Annotated in this window: 12 protein-coding genes; all 12 read right to left on the reverse strand. The window is 44.5% G+C overall.

Translation table 11 applies throughout. The features are described from left to right. Positions 1-11: 11 nt before the first annotated feature. The 12 genes from RP262_RS06410 to RP262_RS06465 all read right to left on the reverse strand — a co-directional run bounded on the left by RP262_RS06410 (position 12) and on the right by RP262_RS06465 (position 24,162). Complete coding sequence (locus RP262_RS06410) at positions 12-1,127, reverse strand: glycosyltransferase (RefSeq protein ID WP_311154610.1); 1,116 nt, start codon at positions 1,125-1,127, stop codon at positions 12-14. Positions 1,128-1,219: 92 nt separating this feature from the next. Beyond that, on the reverse strand, positions 1,220-2,266 hold the full coding sequence (locus RP262_RS06415; protein WP_311154611.1) for a M42 family metallopeptidase: 1,047 nt from the start codon (positions 2,264-2,266) through the stop codon (positions 1,220-1,222). Positions 2,267-2,385: 119 nt separating this feature from the next. Beyond that, on the reverse strand, positions 2,386-2,853 hold the full coding sequence (locus RP262_RS06420; protein ID WP_311154612.1) for an ABC transporter permease: 468 nt from the start codon (positions 2,851-2,853) through the stop codon (positions 2,386-2,388). A gap of 263 nt (positions 2,854-3,116) precedes the next feature. Beyond that, entirely contained in the window at positions 3,117-5,534 is a 2,418-nt protein-coding gene (locus RP262_RS06425) for an SHIRT domain-containing protein (protein ID WP_311154613.1), read from the reverse strand. Positions 5,535-5,922: 388 nt separating this feature from the next. Continuing rightward, positions 5,923-14,940, reverse strand: a complete 9,018-nt coding sequence (locus RP262_RS06430) for an SIALI-17 repeat-containing surface protein (protein ID WP_311154614.1) — start codon at positions 14,938-14,940, stop codon at positions 5,923-5,925. A gap of 210 nt (positions 14,941-15,150) precedes the next feature. Next, a complete protein-coding gene (locus RP262_RS06435) occupies positions 15,151-16,224 on the reverse strand; it encodes a hypothetical protein (protein WP_311154615.1) in 1,074 nt (357 codons plus the stop codon). After that, the gene (locus RP262_RS06440; RefSeq protein WP_311154616.1) at positions 16,211-18,694 is read right to left on the reverse strand and encodes a phosphoenolpyruvate synthase; all 2,484 of its coding nucleotides are present in this window, start codon (positions 18,692-18,694) and stop codon (positions 16,211-16,213) included. Before RP262_RS06440 ends, RP262_RS06435 begins: the two co-directional genes overlap by 14 nt. Next, the gene (locus RP262_RS06445; protein ID WP_311154617.1) at positions 18,694-19,593 is read right to left on the reverse strand and encodes a UbiA family prenyltransferase; all 900 of its coding nucleotides are present in this window, start codon (positions 19,591-19,593) and stop codon (positions 18,694-18,696) included. Before RP262_RS06445 ends, RP262_RS06440 begins: the two co-directional genes overlap by 1 nt. Further along, on the reverse strand, positions 19,578-20,450 hold the full coding sequence (locus tag RP262_RS06450) for a phosphatidylserine decarboxylase (RefSeq protein WP_311154618.1): 873 nt from the start codon (positions 20,448-20,450) through the stop codon (positions 19,578-19,580). The genes RP262_RS06445 and RP262_RS06450 overlap by 16 nt, the downstream gene beginning before the upstream one ends. Then, positions 20,443-21,075 (reverse strand): CDP-alcohol phosphatidyltransferase family protein, encoded by a 633-nt coding sequence (locus tag RP262_RS06455; protein WP_311154619.1) that lies wholly within the window; start codon positions 21,073-21,075, stop codon positions 20,443-20,445. The genes RP262_RS06450 and RP262_RS06455 overlap by 8 nt, the downstream gene beginning before the upstream one ends. Continuing rightward, positions 21,062-23,557, reverse strand: coding sequence for a PEP/pyruvate-binding domain-containing protein (locus tag RP262_RS06460; RefSeq protein ID WP_311154620.1), 2,496 nt, complete (start codon positions 23,555-23,557; stop codon positions 21,062-21,064). Before RP262_RS06460 ends, RP262_RS06455 begins: the two co-directional genes overlap by 14 nt. A gap of 14 nt (positions 23,558-23,571) precedes the next feature. Next, positions 23,572-24,162: a CDP-archaeol synthase gene (locus tag RP262_RS06465; protein WP_311154621.1), complete on the reverse strand. Its 591-nt coding sequence runs from the start codon at positions 24,160-24,162 to the stop codon at positions 23,572-23,574. Positions 24,163-24,476 lie beyond the last annotated feature (314 nt).

Genomic DNA, 24,476 nt, shown 5'->3' on the forward strand with positions numbered 1-24,476 from the left:
TTATTCTCCTTTTAATCTCCTATTTTTGACATTTTAAAAACTTTTTCCCATAGATTGACTAGTAATTCTTTGTGATAGCGATTGGCAAGTTCTTTAGATCTTGCCGAAAATTCCCCCCATTCTTTTTCTCCAAATTGACTAAATTGCTCTAGATGGGCAATATACTGATTAGCGTCATTATGCGGTATCAGCCAGCCATTCTCTCCATGCTTAATATAAGCGCGATTGGCATAACGCACATCCAAACCTATCAGAGGCAAGCCATTGACCAAAGCCTCATAAAGTGATGTCGCAAAGGCTTCCGATAAGGAGGTGCTAATATAGGCATCATAAGCTTGATAAGGCACCTGAGACTGATAGCCCTTAAAATGAACCATATCTTCCAAATCATTGAGCTGAACTACATCTTGCAGCATAGCCATATCTGAACCATCTCCATAGATATCTAATCTAAATTGCTCATACCCTTTAAATTTTAGCAAAGCCATGATTTTCAGCAATAACAGAACATTTTTTTCCTCAGACAAACGACTGACTGTCACCAAGCGAATCTCCTTAGGATCAAAGACTCTCTCTCTTGGATATTGGACCACTTGATCTGCATAGGTTGTTGGAATAAAGAGGGCCTTATCCCTCATCTTTTGAGGTAGATAAGCCTCTTGGCCTTCCCCAACTAAAACCAAAAAGTCTAACACATCCTGATCCAGCCAGCTCATCACCTTTTTATTTAACTCTTGTCCGAGGGCAATCATATGATCCTGATGAAGGACGCGCACTACATGAAAATCTTGTCCACGTCTCAAGAGAATATTTTCTGGAATATCCAGACGTTCCATCATCAGCCAGTCTTCTGGCTCAAGCTCCTCCTCAGCAAACTCCTGCAGACTCCTACCAGCTAATTCTAAGCCCAGAAAACGGACTTTACTCCTATCAATTCCCAAGGCTTCATAACTATCCAGCACAAGCTGTCTAGAAGAGGCATTAGCATATATATCTGTATCCGTTTCAGAAACCCACAATTCATAAGGCACTTTCATGCCTTCAAAAAGTTCAAATCGATTGCGGAGAGCTATGTCAATCCCAAACGCCCTAGAACGGATACAAGAATCCACACAAACTACTTTCATTTTCTCCCTTTTAACCTAAAGTAATTCTATATATGAACGTAACACATTTTTAAGAATTATACCAATAATTTGAGCAATATTTTTAGACATTATTAGACTCTCTGTCCGACTAATCCGTTTCTAAGATATGCATCCACCATACGCTCTGTTGCGACGACTGAATCAATATGGGTACGCTCATAAGAGTGGCTAGATTCGATACCTGCCCCTAGCAGAGCATGCTTGACTTCTGCTCCTGCACTCATGGCTGCAGAGGCGTCTGATCCGTAAAAGGGATAGATGTCCAGTTTGTAAGGAATGTCCTGCTCCTTGGCCAAATTTACCAAATGCTGGCGGAAGCCATAGTGATAAGGTCCTGATGCATCCTTGACACAGATGGAAACTGTATACTCATCGGTCTGCTGGTCGTCACCCATAGCCCCCATATCAACCGCCAAATACTCTACCGCTTGCACCGGCAGGCTGGAATTAGCCCCATGACCAACCTCTTCAAAGACACTAAAAGCAAAATGAGTCGTTACCGGTAGCTGAATATTTTCCTCTTTATAAACGCGCAAAAGATTGAGCAAAATAGCTGCGCTGACCTTGTCATCCAGAAAGCGGGACTTGATAAAGCCTGACTTGGTAACTGTGGTACGCGGATCGAAAGAAATAAAATCTCCGACTTCGATTCCTAAATCCCGCGTTTCTTTCTCACTCGTTACCTTTTCATCCAAACGGACTTCCATATTGTCCTGAGTTCGCTCAACCGTTCCAGCATCCTTATAGACATGGCAAGATGTCTGGTGAACCAAAATAGTCCCACTGATAGTCTTACCGCTACTTGCCACATGGACTAGACAGTTTTCTCCTTCAATCATGTTCCAAGGGAAACCGCCAATCCGATCCAGTTTAAGACGACCGTCTGGCTTGATTGCACGCACAATAGCCCCCAGTGTATCCACATGGGCAGTCACTACCCGATGCTGGGCATCATTTTCACCCTTAACCACAAGATGAACGCCGCCTTTATTGGTCCGGACAGGCTCATAGCCCAATCCCTCCAGCGTTTGTACCAAATAGTCTGCCACCTCAGCCGTAAAACCCGTTGGGGAAGGAATAGCTGTTAATTCTTGTAAATATTGAACAGTTTGATTCATGAATGTCTCCTTATCGTTTTTCTTTATTATAGCACAAAGAAAGCCTGAGAAAATAGATTTTCAGCAGGCTTTTAATGATTTTGAGAAATTATAACACCTCAATTGCTAGCGCTGTACTACTACTCTTTCTCCTCCTGGACTTCAATCTTTTGCAACTCCCAAAAGAAGAGATTACCCAGAAAACCTAAGAGAAAAAGCAAGAGAGGAATGGCATAAGGTGCTAGGGGATTATAAGCTTCTCCAGCACTAATTTTCATCTGAGGGCCATATGGAGCTATCAACTGATAATAATTAAGACCGCAAAACAAAATCGAAAAGAAAAAAATAGAAAAGTAAAGCCGATAGAGATGCCCTAGCAGCTGTCCTTTGAATAAATAAGTAACTTCCCCCATCAGTGTTGCAAAATTCATAACAGCAAGTACAAAATAAGCAATGACAACAGGAACTAATAAAAGAAAAAGGTAAAGATAACCATAAGCAACCTCCGGCTCTGGCTCAATTCCCGAATAACCGTACAGATACACCAGTAGATACAAAACTAGGGGCAAAAAAGGAATCACCCTAAACTTCCTATTTTTCATCAACATCTCCCTTTAAACAAAGAAACTTTTTCTTATTTTATTGTAACAAATCTTCTTTATAAAACAAGAATTCACTTTTATTTTCAAGTATTTATTGACTGTAAAATCAAGTTTAGCAAATATTAGCCACCGTAAAAACATCCATTTGAATGACTGCTTGCTTTAGAGTTTATAAATTTAACCGTCAGTACATTATCAAGGATAGATGATGACAAAGACAAGAAAAAATCATCTCAGCTAGCTGAGATGATTCATTTGGCTAATATTAATTAGCTTTTTTTGAAACGATAGACAAGAGCTGATAAAAGAATCAGAGCAAATCCTGCTGCTATCGCAAAGATAGATGTTTCGCTGCCAGTTTTCGGCAAAACTTTTTTGCCAGTTGCTGATCCAGTAACATCTTTTCCATCTTTATCTGTCGAATTACCTGGGGTTCCATTTGTCGAACCGCCTGGTTTATCACCAGATGATGACGGTGGTGGTGTCGAACCTGAAGAAGGTGGTGGTGTACCTGGTCCTTGTGGACGTCTAGCTTCAAATGTCCATGTGCCTGTAAATTTGACATCTGCGCCTGCAATAGTTTTACTATCTGCGTCATATTTGAGGAATTTCCAAGTACCATCACTTGCTTCAACAGTTTTCTTAGCTGGCTGAACCGATTGAACAGTAGCACCGTCTGCATATTCAGTGGCATCATTTGGTAACAATGCTGTGACTTCTGCTGGCAAGCTACGGTTCGGATCTGCGCTTACAAATTCATAAGTTGCCTTATATTTTGGTGCTGGAGTGAAATTCCATTTACCAGTAAATTTAAGGTCTTTATCTGCAACAGTCTGGCTATTCGTTTCCGCATAGCCTTCGAAAGTCCATGTGCCTTCAGTAACTGTAACACTTGTCTTAGCAGGCTGCTTAGCGTCTACATTAGTACCACTAGTGTAGCGATTAGCATCTGCTGGAAGCAAATCAGTTACTTCTTTTGGCAGATTTGGAAAGGCTGGATTGCTGCTGAGAAACTCATAGCTAACACCATAGTCTTTATAAGTGTTTGTGAATACTGGATTATTTCCTTCGACGGTAGCTTCCAATTTGCCATTGTTTTCAGTCACTGTGACAGTCACAGTATGTTCTGTACTGTCGTAAGTCACTCCAGCTTCACTTCCAGCTACTTCTTTCAGCTTGTAGGTATAAGTCCCTTCTTTATCATAGTTGATTTCAGGAAACTTGATATTACCATTGGCGTCATTTGTTGCTTGAAGTTCTAAGTTATTTCCGCCAACCTCAGTCAGTTTGAAAGTATACTTTTCAGCTTCAAGTGCTTTACCTTCCAGAACTTTCTTAGCGGTAATCGCTGCAGTTGCTGGCTCTAACTTGTAGGTATTGGTGAAAGTCTCACGGTCATAGGCAACAGTTGCTGTCTTAACACCGTTGTTGTCTGTTACAGTAACAGTAACATTGATGTCTGAATTGGCATCATTTGTCACACCTGGCAGATTGCTTGCGCGTTCACGAATGACGTAGTTAAAGGTTCCTTCTTTTTTGAAACGAAGTTTCTTAAAGGTTACGGCACCCGCTTTATTGGTCACCGTTTGGACAACTTTATCGTTGTCATCCTTATTAATCAAATCAAAAGTAAATTCACCATCTGCCAAATTGCGGCCAGTCAATTCCTTTTTGACTTTAAAGATAACTTCATCAGAACGGGTACCTTCGCCAACACCATCAAGAGTTGTCAAAGGCGCGAATGGACGTGCTAACAAATCAGGCAACTTTTGCCCATTAGATGTAACAGTTACATCGTTAAAGGCTTTTTTGGTTACCTTATCTACTGGCTCAGTCAAACGGGTCCGGTAGATAACATAAATACCTCTTCCACTCAAATCCCCAGCATTAACTGTGAAATGATTGGAGTCTGTAATTGAAACGACATCGCTCGGGTTAAAGGATTTACGTGTGCCAGAAGCACCTTCCCACTCAGTAAAGTAGTAACCTGTAATCCCTGTATCTTCATCCAATTCTTGGTCTTCTGGAATGGCGTCCTCAATGACAACTTGACCAAGATTTTGGACATCGCGATTGACACGGATACGCCAGTTGACATAGTTAGGATCCTTAGAATCCTGAACACCCCACTTGGAATACCCTTGAGGTTCTTCATCAACCTTGATACGCTTCAGTCTATAGGTTCTAGCACCTGGGAAATTAACTTCTTGCTCTTGGTCATAAGGCATATTATCAGCCCAAACCACTGTGAAAGAAGATTGAATAAGCTTGGTATCTGGCATTTTCGCAAAATACTCAGCATTTGTGACAGTAATGGTTGCTGTATTTGTAACAGGATCTGTCACCAACTTAGCAACAACAGTGCCATCCGGTGCGCTTATGTTTTCCTCCAAAGTTCGCTCAATTTTGAACTGTGATGGAACACGATAAACCATGGTATCACCATTATTTAATACTTTGCTATCTGCAAATTTATAGGTCGGTGCAATGTAAAATTTACCTTCACCGTAGCCAGTATCCTTTAAAGGATTAGTATTAATAGTGACGTTTGTAGTTAGTTGATAGTCGCCATCACCTAACTCTGCAGCAGAAACCCTAGGACTTGAGCTTAACAAGGGAATAAAGGTTGATACCAAAAGCAGCAAAGTCATCAGAGCATGAGACACTTTATGATAAGTTTGTTTCACCTTGAATGCGGTCCTCCTTCTTTTTATATTTTATTTTAGACAAATGCTGGCAGGCACACCATCACTTGTCTACCCCCTCATTTTCAGTCGATTCTAAATCAAGATTTATTACCAAACTAAAAATGAATGTATTTGTATATGATAAGCAAATATGACATATACATATCAATTATAACATAAAATATTATAATTGACTCTTTGTGAACTATAATTTTTATTAGCATTTTTCTATTCTTTGTCTACTTTCGTTACAAAAAAGTTACAAATTATTTTTTTAATCAAACTCGGATGGATTATTATTGTTTTATTAGAAATAAATAGCAGAAAAAATACCTAGACTTTTTACAGTCTAGGTATTTTTAAACATATACGGAAAACAACTTATTGCTTACTTATTAAAGATTGACTGTCTGAAGTCATCTGTCTCACGAAGATAAGCATTGTAAATCTTCTTCTTGAGCAGGTTGACCCAGCTGGCATCAACACGGCTGGTAGCATTGGCAATGTTGCTCACATCCTCTGCTACTGCTGCGTCCATCAGCCTTTGCATGTCTGCATAAGAGCGAATGGTTACTTTCTTAGTACTGTTTGGATTTCTGAGTTCGTACTCGATGGTGATTGGCTTGAGCTTGGTCAGCTTATCAATCCGCTCCTTATACATAGCTTTCTTAAAGGCTACCCAGGAGTCATATTCACCCTTAAATACATTTTCCAAGACTTTCTGGTCTGTCACGAGACCGACATCTCTTCCAGACCATCCGTCCCACGTTTTCTTGCCTTCATCGAAGGCTTCCTGAGAGTACTTACCAGAAACATAAGGGATAAATCCTTCATGGTAACCCTTGGCTGCCAGCAACTCATAGGCCGTCCGGCGGAACATGACGTCACCCGGCGCTCCATTCGGATTGCTCAAAGCTGAGTAGATTGGTGAGAAGAGACTGAGGCTGAGGTAGCCATTTCGTCCATATCTACCACTGTCCTTGTTCTCCCGACGAGTGATGACATCATTTTCAATCAGGGAGTTAAAGGTTTTCAGCTGCTTGATTTCCTCAGCAGTAAAGCTTCGTGTCTGGTTTCCAGCATGGGTTTCCTTACCATACTTATCTGTAACGTAGTAATTCTCCATCTTTCTGAACCACTGGAGCTTAGCATCATCGCTCTGCTTCAGCATAGAGGTACCTTCTAGGTAATCTAGGGTGTAGATCATGTCAAACATACCATGGACATAGTGCTGCAGGTCTTCTGCATTTTGAACGCGGTCCTTGAAGTTATAAGTGTGCAGGCGCGTCTTAGAATCCTTGTCCACCTTGAAGAGGGTATTGAGCGTAATGGTTGCCTCATCCGCACTTGGAGTGGACTGCAGGAGTCCGCGAGCATAAAGCTCAGCTCCCAGACCTTCGCGGCGGCCATTGCCCTCAAAGTAAATGCCACCGTCAGAATTATGGGTCATTTCATGCGTGTAGACAGAGTTACCATAGTCTTCTAACAATTTAGCTGCATCAAAGTGGGTTACACTTCCTGTAGCATAGGCATTATAGCCCTTGCTAGGATACCACTTGCCGGCTGGTCCAAAGAATTCCTGCATAGCCAGTGATTTTTTGTCATTAGCTGGAGCCCAATATTTTTGACCATTCTTGTCAACCAATGAGAATCCATCGTAAACCAGAACAGAACGGAAGAGCTTGTCCTTGCTTTCATCGCTTAGAATCTTATACCAGAAGTCATAGTGATCGCGCTGGTATTCAGCTGTTTTTCTCACTCGGTCTTCGACAAATTCAGCTAGCTCTGCATCTGTCCGAACCCTGCCATTGGCATCAAGACGATAGCGATCATAAGCCCCCATGGAGATGGTAGACATATTGGAAATAGCATAGACACCTTTCTCAGTCATGGTCAAGAGTGGCAAGAGCATGCCCTTGTGTTCCCAGTTATCAGCAGTAATCTTGTCGTAAACGCCGACAGAATACTTGTTCTTGTCCTCGGCTGCATCCTGAAGCTGTCTAGCTTCTGCTATATCTGACTTAGCCTCAACGATGTAGGCTTTTGTATTGGTCTTGAGCCATTCATTGTTGCTCTTGTCCGGAAGGAAGAGCTGACGATAACCTTCTAGATAGTTAAAGAGTCCACGCTTACCAGTCGCTTCAGAAAGCGAGGCATCATAAGCCATATAGTTGTTCTTAGCTTTAAGATTGTTCATGCCTGACTTACCAAGTGAAATAATGGTATCTAAGGTTGAAGCATTATGATTTCCAAAGAAGTCAAACTTATAGGCCGACAAATCCTTAACATTGATATTGTCATAGTTGATATTATACCAACGGTTGAGATAGGTTAGACCCAGTAGGAAGGCTTCCTTATTGGCTGTAATCTTCTGAGCTACATAGTCAGCCACGACATCGCCTTCAGTATTGATGGACTTGTCCATAGCCAGAACTTTGCGCAACTCTTCTGACAGCTTGGTCTTGACTTGGTCAAAGGCTGTATCCAGATAGAGATCATCCAGAGAAGTGTCAGCATTCACGCCTAAAACAGTTCGCATAGCGGGGGAGTCAAGGACAACCTTGTTCAACTCTGGCAGCACTTGATTGAGAACCCTGCTGTAGTCTGATAGGAAGGCTTCTGGTGTATAAAGGAGGTCTAAGCCATTTACGCTGTACTCTGCAATTGCCTTATATTTGAAATCTCCCTTATAGGTCAGATCCAGGTAGTCAACCGTATTATCCTCAAAGTGCAGCATCAGACGGTTAATCCCAGTCTTGTTGCTATTGATATCAGTGATAATCTGGTCGCCTTTCATCGGAACAACGTCCAGCAAGTACTCTGTATTGAGCTTGTGATTATCTGGAAGTTTATTTCCATAGGCAACGATGGTCTCCTTATTGTAGAATGGAAGGAGTTTTTCCATGTTAGCATAAGCTATCAGACGGTCTTCTCGAGCATTCTTTTCCAGAGCATAGTTGACAGAATAAAGGTTGAGATTCGTGTCTTCCAGCGTGGTCGTAATGTCTAAACTAGCTAGCTTCTCTTCTGCCTCGTTCAGGGTCAGTGTTGATGTGACAAACTTGTCATTTTCCAGTGTCTTATTTCCTTCAACGGCATAAGCTTCTGTGATACGGTTGTTTTCATATCCCTGATCACCAGAAATACTGTAAACATTTGTACCGCTGATGTTGCTGATGACATTATCAATCAAGCCATTGAAGTAATTGGAACCAACCACACCACCAATCTGACCGTTCTTAGTAGAGTTTTGAATCTTTCCAGCTACATAAGAACGGCTGATGCGGGCATTGTTTTCTAAACGGCCGACTAAACCGCCAAAGCGTTGGTTGTTGGCTCTAGCGCCTGCTAGAATGGTCACATCTGCCCTGCTCTGGCTAATCAAGGAGTTTCCTCCCTTAAGATTGGCAACCAAACCACCGACATTGTATTCCTTACCCTGTTTATCATTAGACACGATAGTTCCAGTAAAGGAGCTATTGGTAATTTGCGTATTGTTAGCAATAACGACCAAACCTGCTACCTGTGAAGCATTTTCTTTTACTTCTACTCTACCTTGGACTGAAACATCTGTGATTCGAGCATTTTCTGCATTGCGAGTTAGGGCAGCTGAGTCGTAAGTACCGACAATATTGACTTCTTTCAAGTCCAGATTAGAAATAGAGGAACCACTCTTGAGGTTTTCAAATAAAGGCTTGGCTAGATTATAAATCGCGTACTGCTTGCCATTATGGTTACCTGTCAGACTGCCTGTGAAGTTCCCTTTGAGGTAGACATAGTCCGCAGGTGCCAGACTAACTTCGCTAGCATCCAAATCAGCTCCCAGAACATAGTTGCCAGCCATATTTTGCTTCATAGCGTCTACCAAACCAGCAAAGCTAGTGTAGACATTTTGCTGGCTAGGGACTGCCTTACTGATATAGAAGTCATAGCCAGACTTATAGCCTGTCTCACCTTCTTGTACCAGCTCAGGCAGAGAGACTGTCACCTTATAGACATCCCTGCCATCCTTATGACTTTCCGCTATGCTGTGAACCGGTAGGAGCATTTCCTTAGATTCACTTGATTTAACTTTGACAAAGTAGGTAGACAGATCCGTAGGCATAGAGCTCATGGACACGACGCGCTTAAACTGGTCGTTTTCTTTTCTGTAAAACTCGACCGAATCAATATCTCGGAAGGCAATCTTCTTGTATTCCAATTCAAAATTGCGGCTGTCGGTTTCAAGGTCTGTGAAGCTGCCATTATCCAGTTCATAAGTCAGCTTGGTTTTTAGCGTATAACCTGTGTAGTAGTCTAAGTCGCCAATCTTCAGACTTCCTGCGAAATTGGTAATCGGAAGAGTGCGGACAAGCTGATCTCCCTGGTACAATTCTGCAGTCGCTGAACGGAAGGACTGGGTCTGGTCTTCCAGTCTATATTGGACTGTAACCGACTTATCATCAAGATTTTCTGTCAGACTTAGAATAGAAACTGTCGGCTTGACTTTAGGCACTCCATTTAGAGCTTCTTTGGCTGCTGTCAGGCTAGCAAATGCTTGGTTAACCTGCACTTGTGTGGCAGTTTGATTGTTCAGAACTCCTTCTGCCTTGGCTAATTCGTCAGTATAGGCTGTCTGCTTATCTGAATCTGCATTCTTATATTTAGCATTTGTTTTAACTGTTGGATTTAAATCGTATTCATTTTGAAGAGCCGTTTTGACAACCTCAAGTCCGCTTAACTGTGCCTTGGCTTGATTGATTTGTTTAACAAGCTGGTTGACTTCTGCTTGGCTGGCTTGGGATTGGCTCAGAATCGCTTGACCAGATACCAAAGCGTTATCATAGCTAGCCTGATGCTCCTGGCTATCATTGAAATAACGTGCCTGAGCTTTAATCTGATCCGCTTCCGCTAATAGATTATGTAGTGGAATTAAATCGAATTCTTCTAAGGCTGCTGCTTTTGGTGCATCGTTCGGTACCATATGCGGCTTAGCCGTTCCGACTTTGACAACTTGCGTTACTGGAGCTAGAGTCTCCTCATTGGAAAACTCTTGTCGGTCAACTTCTTGACCGTTGGAACTGTAGACACGGGTCTTGATAGTTCGCTCACCTTGAACTCCCGGAGTCGCTATTTGACGGGCATCACGAACCAATTCGTCCGTTTCTTCTTCACGAATGGTGAAGTTAATCTTCTCAACTCGAGTTTCGTCCGTGTAAGTCAACGGGTACTCTGGAAGAGTGTCTGCTTTCGGTGCATCGTTTGGAACCATGGCTGGCTTAGCCGTGCCAATTTTGATAACTTGAGTAACTGGAGCTAGAGTTTCTTCGTTAGACAGCTCCTGACGGTCAACTTCTTGACCGTTGGAACTGTAGATGCGAGTCTTGATTGTTCGCTCACCTTGCACACCTGGGGTTGCGATTTGACGGGCGTCTCGTACAAGTTCATCCGTCTCTTCTTCACGAATGGTAAAGTTGATTTTCTCTACGCGAGTTTCATCCGTATAAGTCAGCGGGTACTCTGGAAGAGCGTCTGCTTTTGGTGCATCGTTTGGAACCATGGTTGGCTTAGCAGTTCCGACTTTGATAACTTGCGTTACTGGAGCTAGAGTTTCCTCATTGGACAACTCTTGGCGGTCAATTTCTTGACCGTTGGAACTATAGACGCGAGTCTTGATTGTTCTCTCACCTTGAACTCCCGGAGTCGCGATTTGACGAGCATCTCGAACTAACTCGTCGGTCTCTTCTTCACGAATCGTGAAGTTGATTTTCTCTACGCGGGTTTCGTCCATGTAGGTCAGTGGATACTCTGGCAAAGCTGCTTCTTTCGGAGCCTCACTTGGAACCATATGTGGCTTAGCTGTACCAACTTTGACAACTTGCGTTACCGGAGCTAGAGTTTCCTCATTGGACAACTCTTGGCGGTCAATTTCTTGACCGTTGGAACTATAGACGCGAGTCTTGATTGTTCTCTCACCTTGAACTCCCGGAGTCGCGATTTGACGAGCATCTCGAACTAACTCGTCGGTCTCTTCTTCACGAATCGTGAAGTTGATTTTCTCTACGCGGGTTTCGTCCATGTAGGTCAGTGGATACTCTGGCAAAGCTGCTTCTTTCGGAGCCTCACTTGGAACCATATGTGGCTTAGCTGTACCAACTTTGACAACTTGCGTTACCGGAGCTAGAGTTTCCTCATTGGACAACTCTTGGCGGTCAATTTCTTGACCGTTGGAACTATAGACGCGAGTCTTGATTGTTCTCTCACCTTGAACTCCCGGAGTCGCGATTTGACGGGCGTCCTGTGGCAATTCATCAGTGTATTGTTCTTCAATATTGAAGGCAATTTTCTCAACACGCGTTTCATCTGTGTAAGTTAGCAGATATTCTGGCAAAGCGTCTGCTTTTGGCGCATCGTTCGGAACCATGGTTGGCTTAGCCGTTCCGACTTTGACAACTTGTGTTACTGGCGCTAGAGTTTCCTCGTTGGACAGCTCTTGACGGTCGACCACTTGGCCATTAGAACTGTAAACACGGGTCTTGATAGTTCGTTCACCTTGGACTCCCGGAGTTGTGATTTGGCGGGCATCCTGTGGTAACTCATCTGTGTATTGTTCTTCAATATTGAAGGCGATTTTCTCTACGCGAGTTTCATCGGCATAAGTCAACTGGTACTCTGGCAAAGCGTCTGCTTTTGGTGCATCATTTGGTACCCTATTTGGCTTAGCAGTACCAACTTTGATGACTTGCGTCACTGGAGCTAGAGTTTCCTCATTGGACAACTCTTGGCGGTCAATTTCTTGACCATTAGAGCTGTAAATACGGGTCTTAATGGTACGTTCACCCTCAACACCTGGGGTCGCGATTTGACGGGCGTCCTGTGGCAATTCATCAGTGTATTGTTCTTCAATATTGAAGGCAATTTTCTCAACACGCGTTTCATCTGTGTAAGTTAGCAGATATTCTGGCAAAGCGTCTGCTTTCGGTGCATCGTTTGGTACCAAATGTGGCTTAGCCGTGCCTACTTTGACAACTTGCGTTACTGGCGCTAGAGTTTCCTCATTTGACAGCTCTTGACGTTCAACCTCTTGACCGTTGGAACTGTAGACACGGGTCTTGATGGTTCGCTCACCTTGCACACCTGGAGTCGCAATTTGGCGAGTACCTTGGACTAGCTCGTCAGTCTCTTCTTCACGAATAGTATAGTTGATTTTCTCTACGCGCGTTTCATCCGTGTATATTAATGGATACTCTGGCAAAGCGTCTGCTTTTGGTTCATCACTCGGTATCATGTTTGGTTTAGCTGTACCAATTTTAACAATTTGCGTTACAGGAGCTAGAGTCTCTTCATTAGATAGTTCTTGACGATCAATTTCCTGACCATTGGAACTATAAACACGGGTCTTGATGGTTCGCTCGCCCTCAACTCCTGGAATCGCTATTTGACGGGCGCCTTGGACTAGCTCGTCAGTCTCTTCTTCACGAATTGTGAAGTTGATTTTTTCAACTCTAGTTTCGTCCGTGTAAGTTAGCGGGTATTCTGGGAGTTCTTCAACCTTTGGCGCGTCAGCCGGAATCAGACTTGACTTACTTGTTCCAACTTTAATAATCTGAGTGACTGCTGCAAGAATTTCTTCATCCGATAAAACTTGGCGGTCAATCTCTTGGCCATTCGAGGTATAGATACGAGTAGTAATAGCCCGCTCACCCTGTACACCCGGTGTGACAACTTGGCGACTGCCTTCTGGAATCTCATCAGTATACTGTTCTTCGACAGAAAAATCTATCTTTTCTCTTCTTGTTTCATCCGTCGCAGTCAGCTCTAATTCTGGGGCTTGATGCACGGGTGCTTCATCTGGTGCGGTACCATAAGTTGTTAGTTCCGGAACTTCTTGAACTGGCGCTGTATCGGGCGTCGTTCCATAGGTCGTCAATTCGGGTACTTCATTTACAGGTGCGCTATCCGGTGCAGTGCCATAAGTCGTTAGCTCAGGCATTTCTTGAACCGGTGCAGTATCGGCCGTTGTGCCATAAGTCGTCAATTCTGGGACTTCATTTACAGGTGCGGTATCTGGTGCAGTGCCATAAGTCGTTAGCTCAGGCATTTCTTGAACCGGTGCAGTATCGGCCGTTGTGCCATAAGTCGTCAATTCTGGGACTTCATTTACAGGTGCGGTATCTGGTGCAGTGCCATAAGTCGTTAGCTCAGGCACTTCTTGAACCGGTGCAGTATCGGGCGTCGTTCCATAAGCCGTCAATTCGGGAACTTCATTCACAGGCGCAGTATCTGGTGCAGTGCCATAGCTGGTAAACTCTGGGACTTCTTGAACTGGCGCTTCTTTTGGAACAGATTTTACTGCAGCAGTTCCAACCAACACAATTTCCGAAACCGGCTCTGCAGTTACCTGGTCTGAAATCACTTCGCTTTTTACAATTTCTTTACCTGCTATATAATTGCGAGTGACAACAGTGCGTGTTCCAGCGACACCTGCACGAATAACCTGTGATTGCCCCTCTGCGAGTTCATTTGAATATTGGTATTCTGTTTGATAAGGCAGGACTTGAGTCTGGCTGCTTTCTTGGCTCTTGAATTCCAGTTCTGGTACTTCAGTGACTGGAGAAAGCCGAGCAAATTCGCGCTCTTTGGCAGCAATAATTTCTTTTTCTTGCTCGGTTAGTTTGTCTGTTTCAGTAGATGCTGGCTTGTTGGCAGCACTCGGGTTCCCAGAAAGACTAGCAGATTTGCCCGCCTGCTGATCGACTTCAACAGCTGACAAGTCCTTTTGTGCCGTAGGAAGCTGATGACTTCCTGCTGCGTTCTCCTTGCCCTGTTCACCGCTTTTCAGATAGCCAACATATTCGAAACCAGCAATCTCTAAAGGCTCCGGCAGCTTATCTCCCACTGTCAAATTCAGCCTTTGATTGTAGGCGGCTAATTCAATATTGGTCACTGCAAATACAGAAGGAGCTAGGAGAATAGATCCTAGACCCGTCACCAGCAAAATAGAAGACAGGTATCGCTTACCATTTCTACCTCGTGCAATTACTAAGACTGCTAAAGTCAGTCCAGCAGCTGCAAAAGTTGCTTCCCACAGACTTGAGTAGCCCGTCTTTGGCAAACTTTTTGCCGAAAGCCCCTGGGTCTTAGGACGGTAAACCAGATAATAAGCATCAGAGTTTTCTTCCACAAACTTTGGAAGCTCCTTAACAACTGCATTCTTCTCAGCTTCAGTCAGCTCAGACTCTACTACGTAGTGATACTGGACTGGAACGGTTTTGCCGGCTGAGACTTCTGCAGCCTCAACCGTGCTTATATTTCCCCCTATTGCGGTACTCAAAAAGAAGCTTCCGATAGTGGCGGAAACCAATCCTACTGATAACTTTCTAAAAGAATAGCGCTGGAGCGTATCACCAGTGATTCTTTTTTCCATAATAATTCCCTTTTCTTCATATAATAATCTCTTAAAATTTTACAGAATTTCCTACAAAAATTCAATGCTTTTGCTTAAAAATATATCTTTGAAGACTGAAATCTTTTGATTTTTGAACAACCTGAAAATAGTGTTCATTTTTACCTAAAAAATTAAAAACAAATCTTCGGTTAGAAAATTTGTTTTTTTAAATATGATTTATTTTGTTAGTCAGGAGTTCAAATCAAATTCAAAGAGACCATACTCATGCTTGTCTCCTTGCAGTTCTGCCGCATAGTGGCGCGTGACTGTTTTTTGATGAATCAAGGCTCCAATAGCTGAGGCTTGACGCTTCTGCGCTTCTTTAAAAATCGGGTAGGCCAAGGCAGAGCCTAATCCCAAGAATTCATCATCTACTCCCAGATACATAATCATATAACGTTTTGGAAAACGCTTGATCCAAAAAAGTTTAGCTAGGTTGAGAGGAGTCAGTTTTTGATAAACCAGAGAACCGTAGTCCGGCATGGCAATCAGAAAACCAGCAAGCTTATCCTCCTTATAAGCCAGCTTAACCATAGAAAAATCAAGAATATACTGGTATTTCTGAAAAATCTGACTGAACTGTTGACTGGAAATAGACCGATAAATCGGAAAATCTTGATAGAGGCGATTGAGTAGCTCAAAAACCTGCAGCGAAGCTTGATCCCACTCCTTCTTCTTTGGAGAACAAATGGTAAAACCTGCTTCTTCAAAAGACTCAAAGCGATGAGCTAGCTTGTCCTGATGAATTTGATTGCTGACCTTGGGATAAAAATTGGACAGATAGCGCTCCTTGAGCTCAAAACCAGCAGCCTGCCACAGCTCAGGATAATAGGCCGGATTATGAGGTTCTCCAGTAAAAGGGAGCTCCTCTGTTCCAGTCAGCTGCATTCGATAGCCCAGCCAAAAACTTGCCTGTACGGGACCAATTATCTTAATCGCTCCGAGACTGCGAGCAAAACCTGCTAAATGCTCAATAAAAGCAGATGCAATCTGCTGGTCATTGATTGACTCGAAAAATCCCAAGTAAGCAGCCTCATCATCTGGATAGAAGGTCAGAAGTCCTCGAATACAAGGCCGACTGTCCACATAGCCAATAAAAGCATAGGTTTCTAAGTCAGAACTCAGCGGGTGACTGCCTTCAATCAAAGCTAGTTCTTCCTCTTCCGACTGCATGAGGTGGTCTGGCTGGTAAATCTGCTTGGGAAGGGCTAGAAAATCGGCCAGCTCTGCAGTATTGGGTTTGACTGGTTTAATTTCCAGCATGGTCTTCCTCCTTGATTAGTCGAATCTTGCCAGTAAGGCCATCCATCTCAATCCAGTCGCCATTTTGCAGCTGGCTGCAAGCACCTCTGACATTGACAATGGAAGGAATACCTAACTCGCGGGAAATAATGGCCGTGTGCGAGAGCAAAGACCCCTGCTCGGCAATGACACCCTTGGCTTGGGTCAGAAGATAAACCCAGCCCGGATCGGTCATCTTTGTCACAATAATCCGGTACTGAGCAGACTCAATCTCCTGCACATCTTCCACGACCAAAACCTGAGCCTTAACGCAGCCAGGTGAGCAGCCAATCCCTTGTAAGGCTTGATTGCCCGTATTATGACTGCTGGTGTGGTTTTGCGGTTTCAGGTATTTCTCAAAGACATCTCCTGCAAAAACATAGCGACTAAAGGTTGGCAGTTCTTTATCAGCCTCCAACTTCTCTCGACGCTCGGCTATCAAACCGCTGACATCTCTGGGCTTTCTGGTCAACTCAAATAATTCTTCCTTTGTGAGGTAAAAAACATCGTCTGCTGTAGCCAGAAGCCCTTGCTCGGCTAATTGCTGCCCAAGCGTTCGGAAAATCTGTCGCATCATGCCATAAATTCGTGTGCGGTTTAAACGAGAGCTTTCCCGATATTTAACACCAGTCATGGCTCGCTTGCGGAGAAAATTCGTCCACCAGCCTGATTTTTGAACATCTTCTTCAAGTTTCTGAGGGGCCAACTTCTTCTCCTCTTGCTGGCAAATTTGCAGCAGGAGCTTGAGCAGACGCTCTGGGTGCGTTCGAAAGGTGGGAGTTTCTAACTTCAACTCTTCCGGAGCCCGATCACCAAATTCATGGATAAAATGGACTATTTCTTGAACCAAAGGATGCTGGCGATTTAGAAAGACAGCTGGACTTTCACTTGCCATGGCCTGTCTAATCTCTGCATTTTCTTCTGCTTTCAGCTGAGCTGTTAAAGCCTGCAGAGCCAAGGCCGGCCGCATACTTTCAATCTGCTCAATTCCTGCAATTTCAGCTTGAACAGCTCCGCCGCGACGCGACTTCTTCAGGAGTCCAGTATATACAAAAGCATAGAGGTCATTGACCAGCGTAATGTCCCAGTGAGCCAGAATATCCTCTTTCAGCTTGCTGACCAAGCCAATCAAGGTCTCCGCATCTGCGTCGGGAGAAAAGCTCGCTTCATATTCGTGCTGAATCTGGGCGAACTGCTCTTCCAATTTCCGCATTTGCTTGGGTGCCGTCCAAAACTCTCGGATGATTCGGAGCATGATTTGCAGGCGTTTGAAAGCAGATAGGTGCACTGGCATCTGAGGCACTTCTGTCTCTCTCACTCCCAGCATATCCTGCCAGATAGGAATGATTTTCTTTGAAAAAGGCAAAAGCTGCAGCAACTGATACCAGCTCTGAATCTGGTAATAAACCCGGCTGTTGACCGGCTGCAGCATATTTTGAAAAGTAGCTTCATAGGCAGCCAACTCAGGGGCATCCTTGCCAACCAAGCGTTGAGCCAGACTTCGGAAAATGCTGGCATAGGCCTCTTGGATAAAGCTAATAGTCAGAGGACTGGAAACGCCTGGATAGCTCTCGACAATGTTGCTGTTATCCAGAATAATCCGCTGTCCCTCAGGCAAGGTGGTAATAGGTCGTGCCTGCAAGAGATATAGCTGGCCATTGGCAAAAGTAAACTCCACATCCATAAAGGGTCCGAAAAGCTGACTTACCTGACTAGCCAAGGCTTGTAAGTCCTCGAGTTTTTCCTGTGATACGCCTGGTGAGTCCTTCGTCTGCTCTGTATAAAAGAGCTGATCCTTGGGATGAAGCGTCACCATTGTTGTAGGAATCTTATCCTCGACAACCTTGTTGCCCAAGCCCCGACCGATAACAATGATATGCTCGTTCAGAATGCCCTTGGGATTAGCTGTGAAGTAAATCCCAGACAAGTCTCCCTCCTGCATGACCTGCACAAGGCAAATCATCTGCGCTTGCTTCAAGGATAGTCCTTGCTCAAATAGATAACCAAGAGCTGACTCCTGATAAAGAGAGAGCAAGGTCGCTTGAATAGCTTCTTTAAGTCCTTCTGGCTTCACATTGAGCTGGCTCTCAAACTGACCGGCAAAGGATGAAGCCTTCCCATCCTCAATGGTTGCTGATGAGCGGACTGCAAAGCGACAGTCTTTCTGAGAAAACTCCTGATGAATCCAGCTTTCTGTCGCTGTCAGATCTTCTTGCGCAAACTGCTCTTTAGCCCAATCCTGCAGTTGCTGACTGAGCTGGGACAAGTCCAATTCTCCAGACCGATAAGCTTCTTCCGTACGCTCTAAGTCAGCAGAGCTGGCAGATTCTTGAAAAAAGTCAAAAGCAAACACTGCAAAGTCAGGAACCGGCAAACCAGCAGCCTGCATTTTCAGCAAATGATAGGCCTTGCCTCCGACCTGGTCAAGCCCTGTCTGCTTGATTCTTTTCATCAAAGTACCCCCATCAAGAGATAAACAGCAACGGACAGAACCATGGTTGTCTCCGTGATATAAGTATAGCGCTCCACCCGTTCCCGGATATTAAAGCGAGTCGGATCCTTGATAAACTGCTCAAACTGGACGGTCATCCCGATCACATTCAGCACCAAGACCACCACTCCGACATGGGAAATATTCCAGAGGAGAGCGAAATTGGTCAAGATATCCAGCAGAGTCACCACCTCGATAAAGCGAGTGGCTTTTTTGTAGCCAAAAAGCATAGAATAGGTCACATACTCTGTCTCGTCTTTTGGCGCCCGAATCTTGCGGCAGACTTCCCAGATCAGACTTGGGAAATACATGGTAAAGGCCAGCAAGACGGTCGGCAGGGACAAGAGGGGCAGATTGTACTTGTAGCAGACAAAAGAAATGGTATAGAGATTCAAAATCATCATGACCGGATTATGGGTCACTAGAGCCAGTGGCAGAGAATTTTGAATCTTGTCACGCTTGAAGAACCAGAAGGACATGAGAGTTCCGTAGATATAGAGGAAGAGGAACCAGCCGATATTGTTCATAAAGAGGATATTGAGAATAACAGACACAGCTACGATAAAGCTGAGGGCAATAGCCAAGTCCTTCTTTTTCACCCGGCCAGATGGCAGAGCCCGATGAGGAAAGAGGCGTCTGTCGGTCTCATAGTCCTTGAAATCATCTGCAATCCGCAGAATCATCAGAAAGACGAAAATGGTAAAGATCCCAATCAACTCCTGATGGTCAAAGTGAAAAATAGTCACTCCGTCATTGAGCAAGAGGACAAAATAAATCTCAAAAAACATGATGGCAGCCACAAAAAAGCGCGGCAGCAAAGGAAACATTTCCTTATAATAAACAGCTAATCGTTTAAACATAACTTCTCTCCAATCTTCTCACCCATTTGAATCTGGGTTTCTATTCCGAGGTCTGAGTAAGTCAGGATATCCCGATCCAAGCGAATCGTGCCTGCTGGATAGAGGACAAGAATGGTTGAGCCGCCCAGACCAAAGCAACCCTTCTCCTTTCCCCTAACCAAATGGTCCTGACTGTGATTGTATATTCTTCCGACCAGCAGAGCCCCTACTTCCATCTGCAGGACAGGTCCTAGGTCGGTATCTAAAAGACAGTACTCTCTTTTATTTTCCTTGTAAATGAAGCGCCGCTTTTGGGCTACCTGTCTAACCGTATGCAGGCGTCCCTTGATTTTTCGTCTTTGGGTAATTTTGCCAGATTCAGCAGCCAAATAGCGGTGCAGGTCTTCCACTCCCAAGCGATAGATCAGCGCTGTTCCGCCACTAAAGGACTGAGCCAATTCTTCATCCAGTAGTAAGTCAGCTAGCCTGTATGTCTGCCCCTTAATTGTCAGCTGTAAGTTCTGACTGATGGTAAAAGTCTCTAGCTTGGCATCCGCCACAGCCAGTACTTGACTATCAGGACAGACCGGACGCAGACCAGGCTTGATTTTCCGCTGGAAAAAAGCCGCAAAGCTAGAATAGGGACCATCTTCATAGTCAGTCAAATTCAGCTGATAATTTTCCACAAAAGCTGCTATTTTCTTGCGAGAAAAAGGAGTGTAGTCTATCAAAGTCAGAAGATAAGACAGGCTAGGTCGAGTCAAGATAGGCAATAAGAAGCAACCCCAAGCAGTACCATAAAGCTTGTCTAACAGACCCGCTTTATATTCTATCGGTTCCAGTACTTGGCCAGCCTTTCTCTGATAGACCTTAACCATGGGGCAGAACCCCCAGACCAATCAGACTTGCAACAGCTAGAATCGCAAAGACCAGATAGGCCAGCTTATTTGGCTTGGGAATACGGCAGTTGTAGACAAATAGGAAGGGCAGCAAAAGAGACAAACCCAGCCACACCCAAGCAAAGAGACCAGGCGCCAGCCATTGACAGACCAGATAGGTCAGAGGGAAAAATAGGGCGCTGTAGGTCACGGGCAAGCCGATAAAATAATAGCCAGATCCTTCATCATGCTTGGCCAAGCGATTAAAATGCGCCAAGCGCGTAACCGCAGCCAAGACATAGAGGACAGCCAAGACGATATTGGCCGCTCCCAAGGGCAGCTGAGTCATGAGAAGCACAGCTGGAAGAGCCGCAAAGCTAATCATGTCGCAGAGGGAATCAATCTCAATACCGAAACGCTTCTGACTTTCAGTCCGCTTCATCCGTCGCGCCACCAAACCATCAAAAAGGTCGCAGATACCGCTAACGATAAAGGCCATCATGGCCAGCCGCAGCTGGGACTGAATGATGGCATAGACTGCCAACAGTGCAAAAGTAGCGCCCATATAGGTCAGGATAACAGATTTGTCGTATTCACCAATAAACAAAGGTTCATTCTTCTTCATGAATTCTTATTTCTCCTCTTCTTCCATCTAAAGTAACCAGCATGCCAGTTTCTAGCAGCTGAGTTGCATTTTTGGCGCAGACCAGAGCTGGAATCCCGCATTCCCGAGCGACAATGGAGGCATGGCAGAGAACCCCGCCATACTCTGTCACAAGACCGCCCAGAATACCGAAAACATAACTCCAACCCGTATCTGTATAGCGAGTGACAAGAATTTCTCCCGGCTCAATCGTCTCAATATCCGCCAATTCCAAGAGAACTCGAACCCGACCGGTCACCTGGCCACTGCTGGCTGGCATTCCCGTCAGCAATGTCCGACTGTCACGGGCCACCTCTTCCAAGCTCATCTCTTTGTCAGACAAATCCCCCACTGGCTCAAAATTCCGATAGGCCTGGCAATAATGCTGATTATCAGCCGCTTCTTCTTGAAGCTGGTCAGCAGTCTTTTGCCCTTTCATAAAGGCGGTCAGACTTTCTTTCTTAATGTAAAAAATATCTTGTTTATTTTTCAGAAAGCCTTGCTTTTCATAGGCTCGGCCGAGTTTGAGGCTAATCTGACGAATGAGGTGGTAATAGCGCGTGGAAATATCCTTGAACTCCTCCCGCCACCAGAGCAAGTTCCGCAGGTCTTGACTAATTTTTTCAATCTTTTTCTGCTTGGCTCGAGATAGATGACCCAAATCCAGCTCAGATACTGAGACAGGACTGAGCGAAGCTTTGGCTGCTTGGTAATACGCTGAATCAGCAACTAACTGTTGGACCGCTGTCAGAACCTGATGAGCATCTTCTTCATAACTCGCTACTCGTAAGTCCAGCTCCCGAGCCGAGTGATAGCCAAAATTCCTTTGAAAATCCTGAATCTTGATGAAATCTGCTCGCTCAGGATATTGTGCAGCCAGTTCCTGTAACTCTTCCACTGATAGCTTCAACCAATCGTCTGTCAGTTTCTCGTCTGTCAAAATAAGATCCGCAGCTTCCAGCATCCGAGCCAAAGGCTTGGTATGAGAAACATTTCCTAACTTAGCTATTAGTTGGAAAAATTCATCCACAGTCAGCCATTTGAGCAGACTGGTCTTTTTCATAGACAGCTGGACCGTATTAATGTAGGCCTGCCAAAAATACGTTCCCTCACTGTCTAAATAAGCCTGATTTAGCACTAACTGCCAAAGACTCTCGACTTGCTGGATCGGGCTTTGGTCGTTCAGTTCTTGGATTTCTTGATTCAGGCGGGTAAATTGCTGACGCAGCTCTTGCAGCTTGTCTGGCGCCTGATGCAGAAAAGTCTTAGTTACTTTTTGTGTTTTTAAAGCTACCCGCAGGAAATTCAAGAGCAAGGTTGGACTTAATTTGCTGGTAAAACCTTGACCTTGGTAGTCTTTATTAACTCCCAGCTCATCATCAAAGTCTCGTCCAATATAGCCTGGAATCTGCTCCATACCTTGCTTGACCACGCCTAAGTTCCAGAAGGGGCGGGCATAATGCAAGCGCATCAGCGGCGGCATAACACCTTCAGGCTCTAGTCCAATTGCCAGCAAAAAGCTGGAGAGTGCCTTTTGCCAAGAATGGCGGTAAAGGCTCCACATCAGGTTGGGACAGGGCTGAGCCGCCACGCCTCCATCCCGAAAATTAGCCGTCGTCCAGCGGCCACTGTCAATTTTAGTTGGTACTGTCGTGATGGGTCGAGCCTGCAGCACATAGACTTGCTCTTGTACGGCACACCACTCAATATCCATCGGCCGACCAAAATACGCCACAATCTGCAAAACCTGTTCATGCAGTTTCTGCAAGACTGCCAGAGGCATTTCAACTTTTTCAAACTGGCTCCAGTCCGGCTTGTACCAAGGAATATTCAGTTGCTCAGGATTAACTTGACCGCTAACCAAGCTCTCAGCCGAGCCTTTCACATACTCAAGCAGCATGGTCTGGTCCTGATTAGTCGCCACATCTAGGGAAAAGCAGACGCCGCTAAAGTCTGGCTCTATCTGCTCCTGAATCAGCACCGCCATGGCAAAATCCTTCTCAGCAAGACCCTGACGCTGCCAGTAAGCCAAGGCTTCTGGATTAAAGAGGGAAAGCAGACAGGAACGAATGCCCTGCTCAATTTCTGACAATGTCCGACAGTCACCAATCGAGTCATACTGACCAGCAAATGACATGGCCTGTCCGTCTTCTAAGAGGGCACTGCTGCGAACGATATAAGCTTGATTTTCCTGGCAAAAGGATGCTAACTCCTGTAACCAAGCTGACTCCAAGGGATATTGCTGCAAACGCTCGGCAATTTCCTCCTTGCCCAGTTCGATTAATTCTTTAATTCCCTGTTTTGAGTATTCTGGCAGAGCTGCTCTTAGCCAAGTCATTACTTGGTCCGCAGGCAAAATCAGAGCCCTAGGAACCGGAAGCCCCAGCTGACAGAGGTTGATTAACTGATTTATTTTACCGCCATAGGCGACCGAAGGCTCTTTTTCCAGCCATAGTTCTTTCATCAAAAACTCCCATCTCACATACGATTTTTTCTAAGCTTAGCCCAGTAGAGCAGACGATTGACTCCCAGATGCGTACCCGCCCCTAGGATTAGAATGCCCAGCATCTGCTGCCAAGACAGAGGGATATAGAAAAGCAAGAAAATGGTACAGCCAATCAAGGAATCAATCTGGTCTATCCAGATAAAGGTCCATTTCCAGCCATTTTCCGCCGTCTTGCCCTCTTTGATTTCCAAACGGCGCTTGATAAAGCTATTGGGCAGCTCAAACAAAACATAGGCCAGCCCCAAAAGAGCTCCAAGCACCAGATTAAACAGGACGGTATTTTCGTAGAAAGCATAGACCAAGTGCAGCGTCTCTAGAGTGGGAATACCCTTTAAGAGCAATCCCCAAAAGATCTGCGCCAAAGCTCCCCAGACAATCATGCCAAAGAAACCTTTCCAGGTCTTGTTAGCCCCAAAAAGCCTCTTCCCATCCTTTAAAATCAGCCCAGCATCCATTGGTCGATAAGCCGCCTCTAGCAGTGAAGACCTGCAAAATATCATATTCAGAACTCCAGCCAGAATGACCGGCATCAGGGTGATATATAAGGCAAGAATCGAGTGCATACTTATTTCCTATTCTTTTTATGAAAATCAGCTTGAAAAGATTAAGAGACTTCTCAAACTTTTATGGCTTCATTATATCATAAGTCTCTAAAGCCCTTACACAACAAACTGTCAACATCTGTCTCATCTGATAGTGGTTCAAAAAATTCGCTATTCTACACTCTTATTTCTCCTTGCACTGTAACTACCATGATTTTTAAAATATACTAATAATTAGTAGCAAATAAACAAGATTACAGATAATATGTCAATCAATCTTCCTTTTATTATAAAAGGCTTTTAAAAATTTGTAAAGAAGGGTTTTATAATTCAAA

Source organism: uncultured Streptococcus sp. (assembly GCF_963456385.1).
GTDB lineage: Bacteria > Bacillota > Bacilli > Lactobacillales > Streptococcaceae > Streptococcus.